Raw genomic sequence first — 14,207 nt, 5'->3', positions numbered from 1 at the left:
AGAATCAACATCGATATAGTTTACGTGCGTTATGTCGATGTTTACAAGTGTCAAGAAATAGCTTCTATTATCAACTACAATTAACCAGTAAAAAAACAGACAAAGAGCTTAGTAAAAAAGTGAAAGCGATATTTAACGATAACTATCAAGCCTATGGAACAAGGCGACTACAAGCAGAGCTTAGGGAGAAAAGCATACTATTATCCCGTCGCCGAATTGGTCGAATCATGCAAGAAAACGGATTAGTATCAAAATATACCTGTAAAAAATATCGTGCTAATACAGAACAAAGCAACGAATCAACAGTAAGTAATCAACTTAATCGTGAGTTTACCGTAGGCCAACAACGAAAAGTGTTAGTGACTGATTTAACTTATGTGAGAGTAAAACAACAATGGCATTACCTTTGTATGATTATTGATGTAAGCAATCGAGAAATCGTGGGACGAAGTGCTGGAAAACATAAAAATGCTCAACTGGTTATGGATGCTATCAGCCAAATCCCTATTAACTTAAATTCAGTTGAGTTATTTCATTCAGATAGAGGAAAAGAATTTGATAATCATCTACTTGATGAATGTTTAAAGGAATTTGGCATTGAGCGTTCATTAAGCCATAAGGGATGCCCTTATGATAATGCTGTTGCTGAAGCAACATTTAAAGCGGTGAAAACTGAATTTGTGTCAAACACGATTTTTGATTCACTTGAACAACTCAGGTTGCAATTTAATCACTATGTGGATTGGTTTAATTACAACAGGCTTCATTCGTCTTTAAATTACCAGTCACCCATTGAATATAAAATGAATCTATGACCTTATCTTTTTGGTACTAAAAAGTGTGGACATACCAGGTTTCGTCTATTATCTGCCCATAGGCATTATACTGGCATTCGTAGAGCGTGTCACCCAAGCTGCCGGTAAGGGCTATTGGCGTGCCAAGGTGGTCGTTTTGATAGTGGGTAACTAGACTGTGGTCTTTTCCACGCTTTTCCGCAATCAGGTTACCAAAGCGGTCATATTCAAAGTGTTTATCACTAAAAAAGGTTAACCGGTTGCCTTTGGCAATATTGGCGTGAAAAGGTGTGGGGGCTAGCGCTTGGGTTTCACTGATTTTATTGCCCGTTGGGTCGTAATCAAACTGCTCGACTTTTTCAGCATGATGCTGCTCGGGATTGACCTCAGGGTAAGTCACTGTGTGTACAATACCCATTCTTATTTTTGTGCTATTGGGAATTACAAGGCTTGGTAACAGTTAACACTGTCGTCAAATGCACAAAAGTGTCAGATTAGATTTGAGCTAGTACACATAAATTTTGTTCTTATTTAGAATTAATTTCTTTCATAATTTTATCTAAATATTCTCTACTTTCCTTTTTTGCTCTACCTTTTCCTTGAATCTCTTTTTTATATTCATCTACCGATATTATTGAATTTATAGTAATAGATTGATCTATAGTTGAAACATCAAAATTAATAACATGTTTACCATTCACAAGATAAGTATATATATCAACATATTGATCTATATTGTGATAAATAAAGTAAGATGAAGTTAACTCACCAAACTCAGATAGTAAAAAAGGATAAATTATTTGTTTTTCAAATTTATGAAAAACACTTGTTTTTTTCTGAGCTATTTTAGCTTCATTTATCATAATGGTTATAACCTCCCTGGGGTTGCTGTAATTAAATTGCCTGCTTTATCTGTAAGGATAGTCATAGTATTTGTTGGCTTTCCTGTAAATTTATCAATTCCAATATTTTTATTAAAGTTAACAACTCGTTCATAAAGTTTTTGTTCTATATTTGTTCCTTTCTCCACTGACATTCTTATATTACTAATTGGTATATCACTAACTTGTTTACTTCCTATTAAATATTTAGCTTCTTCTGTAATTGTAAATTGACTTGCATTGCTCTTACCGCTGAAATGTCTTTTTAAAACATGCATCCATCCTTTATCGGTATCACCATTTTGTATATTTATACGAGATTGTACAATAGGATGATCTAAATCTGTTTTAGGTATTGCAGTATCCGCGCCATTTGAGACCTTGTACCTCTTTCCTGCAATTGCCTCAAACCCATTATTTTCAACCTTAATCAACCCTAACGGATCTATCCAATTTATCGGATCACCATTAACATATTGATAACTATTTAAGCCACCCAGTATGCCAAGTGGGTCTTGGGTGATATATCTGCCGGTAAACGGGTCGTAGTAACGGTTTAGGTTGTAATGAAGTCCTGTTTCCTCATCATAATATTGCCCTTGGAATCTTAACGGATTATCGGGCAGGGAATCTATATCGTCCTGATGGTAGGTTTCGTTTATTATCTGTCCATAGGCATTATACTGGCATTCGTAGAGCGTGTCACCTAAGCTGCCGGTAAGGGCAATGGGTGTGCCGAGGTGGTCGTTTTGATACCAGTAGAGTTTGATGTTATCTTGTTGGGCATTGCCGTGCACAAGGGCTAAGGGACGGTAAGAGTCTAGCTCGTAAAGGTAACTTTGCCAATGTTTATCATTATCCGTTTCGGCAATAAGCCGACTACCTTGCCACAAATTTGTCTGGAACAAATTTGAACAACGCTTTAGCGTTGGCCCTGCAAGGGTGAGTCTCATGGATGAGACGAATACATAAACTCGGTGGTTTTACCATCCACAGTTTTGCTAGTACGACGGTTAAAGGCATCATAAGTATAAGTGATGATAAGCCCTGTCGGTTTAATCACTTTGATAAGTCGATGCCGGCAGTCGTATTGATAGTGGGTAACTAGACTGTGGTTTTTCCACGTTTTTCCGCAATTAGGTTACCAAAGCGGTCATATTCAAAGTGTTTATCACTAAAAAAGGTTAGGCGATTGCCAGTAGCACCACAATACCGTATTTTTAAGGTCGCATAAAAAAAGCAGAAAAGTAAATAAATCTTTTCTGCTGATCATGCTAGCGAGAATTCTACCCATTCTTATGGTAGAGATATAAGCTGACGAATTAAACAATTAAAAATCGATAAAAGGGAATGTTTCCCTGAACAATTTTTCGATTTCTGGGTGTTTTTTTAAGGCTTCTAATGCTTGTTCTTCATTAAAAGATACATCGTCTTTGCGTAACTTTCGACCTCTCCTTACTCTTATACCATAAACAGCCATTCTTTGCGCTTTCGTGCATCTCCAGCAAGGATAAAATCCGATCAAGCGTTCTAACTCAGTAATTATTCCTTTAAAATCAATCAAATCAAAAATATAATCGGGTAAATCACTTACTTCATTTTCGCCAATGACCTTTTCTGCCCAACGATTGACCTCATCCATATTGATAACACCACATAGTAAACAATAATATACAAAACCAATAGTCCGATCATTTCTTACTAATCCTAACATATTTATTTCCCCTTAGATAATGCTTCGCCACCTATATGGCCTGTTTCTAAATGATCTTTTGATGGAACCAGTTGCATTCTAGCGCGATGTTGATGATGATGCCAAATATAATCAGGTATTTTAGGTTTGCCGGCATTAATTGCGTTTAACTGCTCTGGGGTAAATATCCCGGGGTTTATTTCTCCCCTTTGGATAGCTCTTCTTAAATCTTCAGTTGCCATTTTCATTTGTCCACGATAACTTTTATTGTAAAATTCAGCACTTGGTAACACGGTATCATATTTTGCAACATCATCAAAAATAACTAACCCTCTATTGTCAAACACCTTTCCGGATTCAGGATGTCGCTGGCCTTTTAATTTAACATTTTTATTATTTGGCAATGGCACGGTGTTAGAAACCACATTACCGCGTCCATATAGTTCTTCTAACTGCTTGCGCACAAGATGGGGGTCATAAGGCCCATAACTCCCTAAACCTGCAAGTAATCCGAGCGGGTCAATCCAGATAATCGGATTAAAACAATATTGATAGCTATTTAAACCACCATAAAGTTTAGCTGGATCTTGCGTAATAAATCGACCCAGATTAGGAGCGTAATAGCGATTAAGATTATAATGTAAACCTGTCTCCTCATCAAAATATTGTCCTTGGAACCTTAACGGATTATCGGGCAGGGAATCTATATCGTCCTGATGGTAGGTTTCGTTTATTATCTGCCCATAAGCATTATACTGGCATTCGTAGAGGGTGTCACCTAAGCTGCCGGTAAGGGCTATGGGTGTGCCGAGGTGGTCGTTTTGATACCAGTAGAGTTTGATGTTATCTTGTTGGGCATTGCCGTGCACAAGGGCTAAGGGATGGTAAGAGTCTAGCTCGTAAAGGTAGTTTTGCCAATGTTTATCATTATCCGTTTCGGCAATAAGTTTACTACCTTGCCAGATAAATTCGGTGGTTTTGCCGTCTACCGTTTTACTGGTACGACGGTTAAAGGCATCATAAGTATAGGTGATGATAAGCCCCGTCGGTTTAATCACTTTGATAAGTCGATGCCGGCAGTCGTACTCATAGTGGGTGACTAGACTGTGGTTTTTTCCGCGCTTTTCGGCAATTAGGTTACCAAAGCGGTCATATTCAAAGTGTTTATCACTAAAAAAGGTTAATCGGTTGCCTTTGGCGATATTGGCATGAAAAGGCGTGGGGGCTAGTGCTTGGGTTTCACTGATTTTATTGCCCGTTGCGTCATAATCAAACTGCTCGACTTTTTCAGCATGATGCTGCTCGGGATTGACCTCAGGGTAAGTTACGGTGTGTAACTGGTCAGCGTTATCATAACGATAACGGCGTGGCTGATGTCCGGTGATTTCGGCAAGCTGTCCGTTAGGATTATAGTGATACTGCTGTTGCCAAATTGGCGTTGGTGAGGTTTGGGTGCTGATATCATAACCATGATAACGTTGATGGGCAATAAGTTGCCCTAGCGGGTCATACTGGTAACGGTTAACTAGTCCATTACCTTGACGACGTTCACACTCTCGCCCTTGTTTATCCCAACGAAAAGCGGCTGTCACAGAATATGACTACGCTTCGCCATTACATTTAATGACCGAAAAGCGGCTGCCAGATGGTGAACGGCTGAAATTTCGTTATGATAATATCCATCTACAAATCAGTGAAATTGAAAATCAGAAAGGGGAACGTTACCGCTTCAGCTACACGCCAACGGGGCAATTGAGTGAAGAAATTGGGTTTGACGAGGTAAAAACCACTTATCATTACGATTTAAATGGCTATTTAATTGAAAAACACGAGTATGGTAACCAACATGATGAAAAACCGCTCATTACCCGCTACCAACGTGATAGCCGTGGAAAACTCATCGTAAAAGAGCTAGCTGATGGCATAAAAGAGCACTATAGTTACAATCAGAATGGATTATTAACACAAATACTCGATGGGCAATCGGTTTTAGGATGGGAATATAATAAAGTTGGTCGTTTAACGGCCGAGCACCAAAACTGGGCGACTATTCGCCATCGCTACGATGAAAACACCGGCTTACTCAATGGCACAAAACTGCCCGATGGGCAATGGTTAGAATATTATCATATTCATGGTCAATTACGGGGTATGACCTTAGATGGGCAGTCCTTAATCGGTCTGCTGTATGATAACGCGGGGCGAGAATGTGAACGTCGTCAAGGCAATGGGCTGGTTAACCGTTACCAGTATGACCCACTAGGGCAACTTATTGCCCATCAACGTTATCATGGTTATGATATTAGCACCCAGACCTCGCCAACGCCAATTTGGCAACAGCAGTATCACTATAATCCTAACGGACAGCTTGCCGAAATCACCGGACATCAGCCACGCCGTTACCGTTATGATAACGCCGGTCAATTACACACAGTGACTTACCCTGAGGTCAATCCCGAGCAACATCATGCTGAAAAAGTCGAGCAGTTTGATTATGACCCAACGGGCAATAAAATCAGTGAAACCCAAGTGCTAGCCCCTACGCCTTTTCATGCCAATATCGCCAAAGGCAACCGATTAACCTTTTTTAGTGATAAACACTTTGAATATGACCGCTTTGGTAACTTAATTGCCGAAAAGCGCGGAAAAGACCACAGTCTAGTTACCCACTATGAGTACGACTGCCGGCATCGACTTATCAAAGTGATTAAACCGACAGGGCTTATCATCACTTATACTTATGATGCCTTTAACCGTCGTACTAGCAAAACTGTGGATGGTAAAACCACCGAGTTTATCTGGCAAGGTAGTAAACTTATTGCCGAAACGGATAACGATAAACACTGGCAAAGCTACCTTTACGAGCCAGACTCTTACCGCCCCTTAGCTCTGGTGCACGGCAATGCGCAGCAAGACAATATCAAACTCTACTGGTACCAAAACGACCACCTCGGCACACCCATAGCCCTTACCGGCAGCTTAGGTGACACGCTCTACGAATGCCAGTATAATGCCTATGGACAGATAATAAACGAAACCTACCATCAGGACGATATAGATTCCCTGCCGAATAATCCGTTAAGGTTCCAAGGGCAATATTATGATGAGGAAACAGGGCTTCATTATAACCTAAACCGTTACTACGACCCATTTACTGGCAGATATATCACCCAAGACCCACTTGGCATACTGGGTGGGTTAAATAGTTATCAATATGCCAATAATGATCCAATAGACTTAATTGACCCGTTGGGATTAGAATGTAAATGGTTTATTGTTGGAAAGAAAAGATACTTAAAATCTGCTGAACAGGATGGAACACTCGTTATTGGTGCCGGGCTAAACCCTATCGAGGGTGCTTACAATATATCTCATCCTGCTCACCCTATGGCGCCAGGTGTTTTTGCTGGCGATGCGCATAATCTGTCGAATATCGCCACTGGCTCGCAAAAGACCATTATAATGGATAATCCGTATGGCTATGCTCCCTTAAATGATGAAGTTCTCCGCGTTTTAAAGAAAGATGGGACAATAATCATTCGTGGCAGTGAAAATAATAAACATCTTAGAAAAATAGAAGAAATCGCCAAACTTAAAGATTTGCAATTAATTAGCAAACAAAAAGTCCTTAGTGCGGGATATAAACAAACGAGTGGAGCGCCAATTCAAGGTAAAGAAATAGATGAATTTATTTTTAAAAAACAATAGGTGATATAATGAAATACAAATTAGATCTAACCGATATTTATAATTATTTTATTGATTTTAATGGGTTAAGTGGAATAAAAAGTTATGCTTCTTTACCTTGGTTTGAAAAAGGATCATCTATATGCAAAATGCATCTAGAAAATGTATCTATAAATATGGATGAAGCGGTATTGCGCGACCAAATACTTTCTGTTAACCCGAAAAGTATAATTAATATCAGTGATGATTTAGTTATATTAGCTCGAAAAGCTTTACTAACGATAGAAAACGTATGCTGTTATGACCTTAAAGTCATGCATAATGAGCGTGATTATTATTATTCATCCGGCTTAAAATTTAATATCAAAGATCGTTATATTGACTTTGGCGGGTTTGATACAGAGCACTTAGATTCAAATATATATGGAAGTGCTATTTTTCAAGGTCATGTTTGGTTAGAATTGGAGGAAGATAGCATTGTTCCATTAATGATTGGATATGATGATCAGGTTGGTGGGTATGAGGGGATAAAAAGGATAAATTACACTAAAGAATTGGAAGTAAAGATGAAAAATAAATCTTTAGATATGAGTATTTTTAATCATATTGAATCCCCAATATGGGATTTTGATTTTTATATGAAGCATTTTTATAGTCATTATTGGTACAAGGAAGCTATTTTGGATTATCCGCCAAGCCAAAATAATCGATAGTGCTTACATTATTTAATTAATAGATTTCAAGACATTTAAGCGTCTTAACTTAATCAAGCATATTTTTAAGCTTTGGTCTATTGGGTGACAGTTAACGCTGCCACCAAGTTATGTTATTCTTTATGCACAAAATTAGAATAAAATAATTACACCAAAACCCTAAACGATAAAAAAATCTCAACGCAACGGTATACACTCCTTAACGTTTTTTACAGACTAAATTCCCATATAAGTGTGGATGCACCTTGGGAAACGAGAGCTTTTGCACAAGAGCGAGTTTTTCAATTAAGGGGGGGAGCACCACTTGAGTTTAGCTCTGCCAAAATGATGCTAAAACATATTGAGAAAAATTATCCAAATATTAAATATAATCCATACAAGAATTAAGGCTTATTATGTTATTAGAACTGATGAAAGACTTATTGTTATTTAAACAAGCAGATATTCAATCGCCAGCACTTTATTCAGCTATTCGATTAGTAGGTAGAAGAAATTTATTTATAATTTCATTAAATTTGATTGATTGGATCAAAGTAGAAGGTGTGAGAAAGAAAACACGCAATCTAGATTTGTGGCCAGATATTCCTTGGTGTGAAAATTTAAGATTGCTTATTGTGAAAAATCCCGAATTTTCACAATCATTTAAAGTAGTAAAAAATTATTTAACTTATAATGATAAAGTTACCGAAGAAGAACGACAAAAAGCAATAGAGTATATTGCTAAACATAATTATACTCCACCACCGCTAATATCATTACGAAGATAATTATGTATTTTGTTTAAATCATGATTACGACCCGTTTACAGGCAGATATATCACCCAAGACCCACTAGGTATACTGGGTGGGTTAAATAGTTATCAATATGCCAATAATGATCCAATAGACTTAATTGACCCGTTGGGATTAGAATGTAAATGGTTTATTGTTGGAAATAAAAGATACTTAAAATCTGCTGAACAGGATGGAACACTCGTTATTGGTGCCGGGCTAAACCCTATCGAGGGTGCTTACAATATATCTCATCCTGCTCACCCTATGGCGCCAGGTGTTTTTGCTGGCGATGCGCATAATCTGTCGAATATCGCCACTGGCTCGCAAAAGACCATTATAATGGATAATCCGTATGGCTATGCTCCCTTAAATGATGAAGTTCTCCGCGTTTTAAAGAAAGATGGGACAATAATCATTCGTGGCAGTGGGACTAACAAACATCTTAAAAACATAGAAGAAATCGCCAAACTTAAAGATTTGCAATTAATTAGCAAACGAAAAGTCCTTAGTGCGGGATATAAACAAACGAGTGGAGCGCCAATCAAAGGTGAAAATATAGACGAATTTATTTTTAAAAAACAATAGGTGATATAATGAAATATAAATTAGATCTAACCAATATTTATCGATACGTTATTGATTTTGATGGGTTGAGTGGAGTAGAAGTCTATTCTTCTTTACCTTGGTTTGAAAAAGGAACATCTATATGCAAAATGCATCTAGAAAATGTATCTATAAATATGGATGAAGCGGTATTGCGCGACCAAATACTTTCTGTTAACCCGAAAAGTATAATTAATATTAGTGATGATTTAGTTATATTAGCTCAAAAAGCTTTACTAACGATAGAAAACGTATGCTGTTATGACCTTAAAGTCATGCATAATGAGCGTGATTATTATTATTCATCCGGCTTAAAATTTAATATCAAAGATCGTTATATCTACTTTGGTGGGTTTGATACAGAGCACTTAGATTCAAATATTTTTGGTCGAGCCATTTTTCAAGGTCATGTTTGGTTAGAATTGGAGGAAGATAACATTGTTCCATTAATGATTGGATATGATGATCAGCTCGGTGGGTATGAGGAGATAAAAAAAATTAATGAAAAGAAAAGAAAAGAAGTAAAAATGAAAAATAAATCTTTAGATATGAGTATTTTTAATCATATTGTGTCGCCAATATGGGATTTTGATTTTCAGATGAAGTATTTTTATGACCATTATTGGTACAAGGAAGCTATTTTGGACTATCCGCCAAGCCAAAATAATTGATAGTACTGGCCGCTATAATAGATGATTTAGGTAATACTATTTTTTAGCAAAACCTAACCATTAGCGAAATATCGGCAAATTTTAATATAATCGATTTCAACACATTGAAATACTATTAATTTAATCAAATATACTTTTTAAAGGCTTTATCCATTTGATGTCCGTTAACACTGTCGCCAAGCCTTGTCATTCCCCATCGCACAAAAATAAGAACAGGTATCGGGAAGCTATTAATAATTATAAATAAGCTGATAGACAGAAAAAAGACCAATAATAAAGTTGAATTGATTTAATGAAGTTAATTTTTTGGCAAATTATTATTTCAAGCTAAAAAGAAGATAAAAAGTTGTTTAAGTAAACCAGAACAAGGGCTTACAAGATATCATCATCCAGATGATTTTACGAGTAGGGTGATATGATGAAATACAAATTAGATCTAACCGATATTTACCGATACTTTATTGATTTTGATGGGTTAAGTGGAATATATGGATATTCTTCTTTGCCTTGGTTCGAAAAAGGAACATCTATATGCAAAATGCAACTAGAAAATGTATCTATAAATATGGATGAAGCGGTATTGCGCGACCAAATACTTTCTGTTAATCCGAAAAGTATAATTAATATTAGTGATGATTTAGTTATATTAGCTCGAAAAGCTTTACTAACGATAGAAAACGTATGCTGTTATGACCTTAAAGTCATGCATAATGAACGCGATTATTATTATTCATCCGGCTTAAAATTTAATATCAAAGATCGTTATATTGACTTTGGTGGGTTTGATACAGAGCACTTAGATTCAAATATATATGGAAGTGCCATTTTTCAAGGTCATGTTTGGTTAGAATTGGAGGAAGATAGCATTGTTCCATTAATGATTGGAAATGATGATCAGCTCGGTGGGTATGAGGAGATAAAAAAAATCAATGAAAAGAAAAGATTAGAAGTAAAAATGAAAAATAAATCTTTAGATATGAGTATTTTTAATCATATTGAATCCCCAATATGGGATTTTGATTTTTATATAAAGCATTTTTCTGATCATGGCAGGTACAAGGAAGCTATTTTGGATTATCCGCCAAGCCAAAATAATTGATAGCGCTTACATTATTTAATTAATAGATTTCAAGACATTTAAGCGTCTTAACCTAATCACGCATATTTTTAAGCTTTGGTCTATTGGGTGACAGTTAACGCTGCCACTAAGTTATGTTATTCTTTATGCACAAAATTAGAATAAAATAATTACACCAAAACCCTAAACGATAAAAAAATCTCAACGCAACGAAACGGTATACACTCCTTAACGTTTTTTACAAACTAAATTCCCATATAAGTGCGGATGCACCTTGGGAAACGAGAGCTTTTGCACAAGAGCGAGTTTTTCAATTAAGAGGAGGAGCACCACTTGAGTTTAGCTCTGTCAAAATGATGCTAAAACATATTGAGAAAAATTATCCAAATATTAAATATAATCCATACAAGAATTAAGGCTTATTATGTTATTAGAACTGATGAAAGACTTATTGTTATTTGAACAAGAAGATATTAAATCTCCGATACTCATTTTAGCTATTGATCTAGTAGGCGAAAAAAACTTATATATTATTTCACGGAGATTAGTCGGATGGATCAAAGTAGAAGGTATGAGAAAGAAAACACGCAATCTAGATTTGTGGCCAGATATTCCTTGGTGTGAAAATTTAAGATTGCTTATTAAGAAAAATCCCGCATTTTCGCAATCATTTAAAGTAGTAAAAAATTATTTAACTTATAATGATAAAGTTACCGAAGAAGAACGACAAAAAGCAATAGAGTATGTTGCTAAACATAATTATACTCCACCTCCACTAATATCATTACGAAGATAATTATGTATTTTGTTTAAATCATGATTACGACCCATTTACCAGCAGATATATCACCCAAGACCCACTAGGTATACTGGGTGGGTTAAATAGTTATCAATATGTCAATAATGATCCAATAGACTTAATTGACCCGTTGGGATTAGAATGTAAATGGTTTATTGTTGGAAAGAAAAGATACTTAAAATCTGCTGAACAGGATGGAACACTCGTTATTGGTGCCGGGCTAAACCCTATCGAGGGTGCTTATAATATATCTCATCCTGCTCACCCTATGGCGCCAGGTGTTTTTGCTGGCGATGCGCATAATTTGTCGAATATCGCTACCGGCTCGCAAAAGACCATTATAATGGATAACCCGTATGGTTATACTCCCTTAAATGATGAAGTCCTCCGCGTTTTAAAGAAAGATGGGACAATAATCATTCGTGGTAGTAGGACTAACAAACATCTTAAAAATATAGAAGAAATTGCCAAACTTAAAGATTTGCAATTAATTAGCAAACGAAAAGTCCTTAGTGCGGGATATAAACAAACGAGTGGAGCACCAATCCAAGGTGAAAATATAAACGAATTTATTTTTAAAAAACAATAGGTGATATAATGAAATACAAATTAGATCTAACCGATAGTTATCAATATTGTATTGATTTTGATGGGTTGAGTGGAGTGGAAGTCTATTCTTCTTTGCCTTGGTTCGAAAAAGGAACATCTATATGCAAAATGCAACTAGAAAACTTATCTATAAATATGTATGAGGCTATATGGCGCAGTCAAATACTTTCTGTTAACCCGAAAAGTATAATTAATATTAATGATGATTTAGTTATATTAGCTCGAAAAGCTTTACTAACGATAGAAAACGTATGCTGTTATGACCTTAAAGTCATGCATAATGAACGCGATTATTATTATTCATCCGGCTTAAAATTTAATATCAAAGATCGTTATATCTACTTTGGTGGGTTTGATACAGAGCACTTAGATTCATATATTTCTGGTAGAGCTATTTTTCAAGGTCATGTTTGGTTAGAATTGGAGGAAGATAACATTGTTCCATTAATGATAGGAAATGATGATCAGCTCGGTGGGTATGAGGAGATAAAAAGAATCAATGAAAAGAAAAGATTAGAAGTAAAAATGAAAAATAAATCTTTAGATATGAGTATTTTTAATCATATTGTGTCGCCAATATGGGATTTTGATTTTCAGATGAAGTATTTTTCTGATCATGATGGGTATGAGGAAACTATTTTTGATTATCCGCCAAGCCAAAATAATTGATAGAGCTTACCTTATTTAATTAATAGGTTTCAAGACATTTAAGCGTCTTAACTTAATCAAGCATATCTTTAAGCTTCGGTCTATTGGGTGACAGTTAACGCTGCCACCAAGTTATGTTATTCTTTATGCACAAAATTAGAATAAAATAATTACACCAAAACCCTAAACGATAAAAAAATCTCAACGCAACGGTATACACTCCTTAACGTTTTTTACAAACTAAATTCCCATATAAGTGCGGATGCACCAACGCGACACCGCCGATGAATACGTCTTGTATAAAAAAGGTAACAACCGTGTACGATATCATTTCAAACGAGTTGAACAAACGGCCTATTTAAGTGCTATTACTGATAAGTATGGTCACCGACTCAATGTGGTTTATGATAATCATCATCGCTTGATAGCCTTACAACCTCAGCAAAATAAAACACGACGTTTAGCTTTTGGTTATCGTGATAAGCAATCAATACTGATTGATACGGTCACTATTCAGATTTTAGTGGAAGGGGAATGGCAAACGCTGCACCCTCTAATGCACTATCACTATAATGACCATCATCAACTTATTGGGGCAACTAACGCAGCAGGTCAAACTGAAACGTATGAATATGACGCCTTAAATGTTATTCAAAAGCGAACAATGGCTGGAGGCGCTGAATTTAACTGGGTCTGGGAGGGTGAAGGTCAAGATGTTCGTTGTTTACGTCAATGGGGTAACTTTGGGCAATTAGATGAACGTTACACATGGCAAGATGAAAACGTGATTGTCACCATGGCTGATGGCAGTCAAAAGTGTTACACCCATAAAGATGGTTTGTTACAGTCAGAAACCGATGCTAATGGGGCGACCAAAACCTATCAGTATAATGAAGAGGGATTGAAAACCGTTGAGATTGATGCGTTAGGGCATCAAACCCACTATGAATATACGGTTAATGCCGAGTTAAAAACCATTATTTACCCAGACAACAGTTATGAAGATTATACTTGGCAACGTGGACGAATTATTCGAATTGAAAAAAATGGGCTGATATGGCGAATACGTTATAACCATCACGACGACATTATTGAGTTGGAAACGCCCGACGGTTTACTCACTCGTCATCGTTATAATGAAGATGGACAGCGTTTATCGACCCAATACCCTGATGGTAGCGAACAACATTTTACGTGGGGAGATAACGGTGAATTACAACAGCTAGGCTTTTCCGATGGACGTCTTTTTCAATTTAG

The 14,207-nt window shown here is 36.4% G+C and carries 15 protein-coding genes and 3 pseudogenes; 13 read left to right on the top strand and 5 right to left on the bottom strand.

Translation table 11 applies throughout. The features are described from left to right. A partial coding sequence (locus tag A9G40_RS00080; protein WP_081302086.1) for an IS3 family transposase occupies nt 1-815 on the top strand: 815 nt, incomplete at its 5' end. 16 nt (nt 816-831) lie between these two features. Here A9G40_RS00080 and A9G40_RS00075 read toward each other — a convergent pair. The 5 genes from A9G40_RS00075 to A9G40_RS00055 form a co-directional block, all read right to left on the bottom strand. Beyond that, nucleotides 832-1,212 carry an RHS domain-containing protein gene (locus A9G40_RS00075; protein WP_065581366.1) on the bottom strand — a complete coding sequence of 127 codons (381 nt, stop codon included), beginning with the start codon at nt 1,210-1,212 and terminating at the stop codon, nt 832-834. Nucleotides 1,213-1,321: 109 nt separating this feature from the next. Beyond that, nucleotides 1,322-1,657, bottom strand: a complete 336-nt coding sequence (locus A9G40_RS00070; RefSeq protein WP_065581365.1) for a hypothetical protein — start codon at nt 1,655-1,657, stop codon at nt 1,322-1,324. A gap of 5 nt (nt 1,658-1,662) precedes the next feature. After that, nucleotides 1,663-2,628, bottom strand: a complete 966-nt coding sequence (locus tag A9G40_RS00065; protein ID WP_065581364.1) for an RHS repeat-associated core domain-containing protein — start codon at nt 2,626-2,628, stop codon at nt 1,663-1,665. A gap of 377 nt (nt 2,629-3,005) precedes the next feature. Beyond that, complete coding sequence (locus A9G40_RS00060; RefSeq protein WP_065581363.1) at nt 3,006-3,389, bottom strand: hypothetical protein; 384 nt, start codon at nt 3,387-3,389, stop codon at nt 3,006-3,008. Between the two features lie 2 nt (nt 3,390-3,391). Then, nucleotides 3,392-4,960, bottom strand: a complete 1,569-nt coding sequence (locus A9G40_RS00055) for an RHS repeat-associated core domain-containing protein (RefSeq protein ID WP_065581362.1) — start codon at nt 4,958-4,960, stop codon at nt 3,392-3,394. 31 nt (nt 4,961-4,991) lie between these two features. Between A9G40_RS00055 and A9G40_RS00050 the strand changes: the two genes are divergently transcribed. The 12 genes and pseudogenes from A9G40_RS00050 to A9G40_RS00005 form a co-directional block, all read left to right on the top strand. Next, nucleotides 4,992-7,076: an RHS repeat-associated core domain-containing protein gene (locus A9G40_RS00050; RefSeq protein WP_065581361.1), complete on the top strand. Its 2,085-nt coding sequence runs from the start codon at nt 4,992-4,994 to the stop codon at nt 7,074-7,076. A gap of 8 nt (nt 7,077-7,084) precedes the next feature. Then, entirely contained in the window at nt 7,085-7,768 is a 684-nt protein-coding gene (locus tag A9G40_RS00045) for a hypothetical protein (RefSeq protein ID WP_065581360.1), read from the top strand. Between the two features lie 395 nt (nt 7,769-8,163). Further along, nucleotides 8,164-8,535, top strand: coding sequence for a hypothetical protein (locus A9G40_RS00040; RefSeq protein WP_065581359.1), 372 nt, complete (start codon nt 8,164-8,166; stop codon nt 8,533-8,535). A 34-nt stretch (nt 8,536-8,569) separates the two neighbouring features. Continuing rightward, nucleotides 8,570-8,665 (top strand): annotated as a pseudogene (locus A9G40_RS15395) (RHS repeat-associated core domain-containing protein); the annotation flags it as partial. Nucleotides 8,666-8,668: 3 nt separating this feature from the next. Next, entirely contained in the window at nt 8,669-9,127 is a 459-nt protein-coding gene (locus tag A9G40_RS14495; protein ID WP_065581358.1) for a hypothetical protein, read from the top strand. An 8-nt stretch (nt 9,128-9,135) separates the two neighbouring features. Further along, nucleotides 9,136-9,816, top strand: coding sequence for a hypothetical protein (locus A9G40_RS00030; protein WP_065581357.1), 681 nt, complete (start codon nt 9,136-9,138; stop codon nt 9,814-9,816). 418 nt (nt 9,817-10,234) lie between these two features. After that, on the top strand, nt 10,235-10,915 hold the full coding sequence (locus tag A9G40_RS00025) for a hypothetical protein (RefSeq protein WP_065581356.1): 681 nt from the start codon (nt 10,235-10,237) through the stop codon (nt 10,913-10,915). 403 nt (nt 10,916-11,318) lie between these two features. Then, nucleotides 11,319-11,690, top strand: a complete 372-nt coding sequence (locus A9G40_RS00020) for a hypothetical protein (RefSeq protein WP_065581355.1) — start codon at nt 11,319-11,321, stop codon at nt 11,688-11,690. A 34-nt stretch (nt 11,691-11,724) separates the two neighbouring features. Continuing rightward, nucleotides 11,725-11,820: pseudogene (locus A9G40_RS15665) on the top strand (RHS repeat-associated core domain-containing protein); the annotation flags it as partial. Between the two features lie 3 nt (nt 11,821-11,823). Beyond that, entirely contained in the window at nt 11,824-12,282 is a 459-nt protein-coding gene (locus tag A9G40_RS00015; RefSeq protein WP_065581354.1) for a hypothetical protein, read from the top strand. An 8-nt stretch (nt 12,283-12,290) separates the two neighbouring features. Next, a complete protein-coding gene (locus A9G40_RS00010) occupies nt 12,291-12,971 on the top strand; it encodes a hypothetical protein (protein WP_065581353.1) in 681 nt (226 codons plus the stop codon). Nucleotides 12,972-13,212: 241 nt separating this feature from the next. Next, a pseudogene (locus A9G40_RS00005) lies at nt 13,213-14,207 on the top strand (RHS repeat protein); the annotation flags it as partial.

This window comes from Gilliamella sp. Nev3-1 (assembly GCF_001690435.1).
GTDB lineage: Bacteria > Pseudomonadota > Gammaproteobacteria > Enterobacterales > Orbaceae > Gilliamella > Gilliamella apicola_C.
The sequence above is the reverse complement of the archived record's forward strand: the minus strand, read 5'-3'. Positions and strand labels throughout refer to the sequence as shown.

Bases quoted from the DNA above. Each gene is read 5' to 3' on its own strand.
- A9G40_RS00075 (WP_065581366.1), bottom strand. From the start codon at position 1,212: ATGGGTATTGTACACACAGTGACTTACCCTGAGGTCAATCCCGAGCAG.
- A9G40_RS00070 (WP_065581365.1), bottom strand. From the start codon at position 1,657: ATGATAAATGAAGCTAAAATAGCTCAGAAAAAAACAAGTGTTTTTCAT.
- A9G40_RS00065 (WP_065581364.1), bottom strand. From the start codon at position 2,628: ATGAGACTCACCCTTGCAGGGCCAACGCTAAAGCGTTGTTCAAATTTG.
- A9G40_RS00060 (WP_065581363.1), bottom strand. From the start codon at position 3,389: ATGTTAGGATTAGTAAGAAATGATCGGACTATTGGTTTTGTATATTAT.
- A9G40_RS00050 (WP_065581361.1), top strand. From the start codon at position 4,992: ATGACCGAAAAGCGGCTGCCAGATGGTGAACGGCTGAAATTTCGTTAT.
- A9G40_RS00045 (WP_065581360.1), top strand. From the start codon at position 7,085: ATGAAATACAAATTAGATCTAACCGATATTTATAATTATTTTATTGAT.
- A9G40_RS00040 (WP_065581359.1), top strand. From the start codon at position 8,164: ATGTTATTAGAACTGATGAAAGACTTATTGTTATTTAAACAAGCAGAT.
- A9G40_RS00030 (WP_065581357.1), top strand. From the start codon at position 9,136: ATGAAATATAAATTAGATCTAACCAATATTTATCGATACGTTATTGAT.
- A9G40_RS00025 (WP_065581356.1), top strand. From the start codon at position 10,235: ATGAAATACAAATTAGATCTAACCGATATTTACCGATACTTTATTGAT.
- A9G40_RS00020 (WP_065581355.1), top strand. From the start codon at position 11,319: ATGTTATTAGAACTGATGAAAGACTTATTGTTATTTGAACAAGAAGAT.
- A9G40_RS00010 (WP_065581353.1), top strand. From the start codon at position 12,291: ATGAAATACAAATTAGATCTAACCGATAGTTATCAATATTGTATTGAT.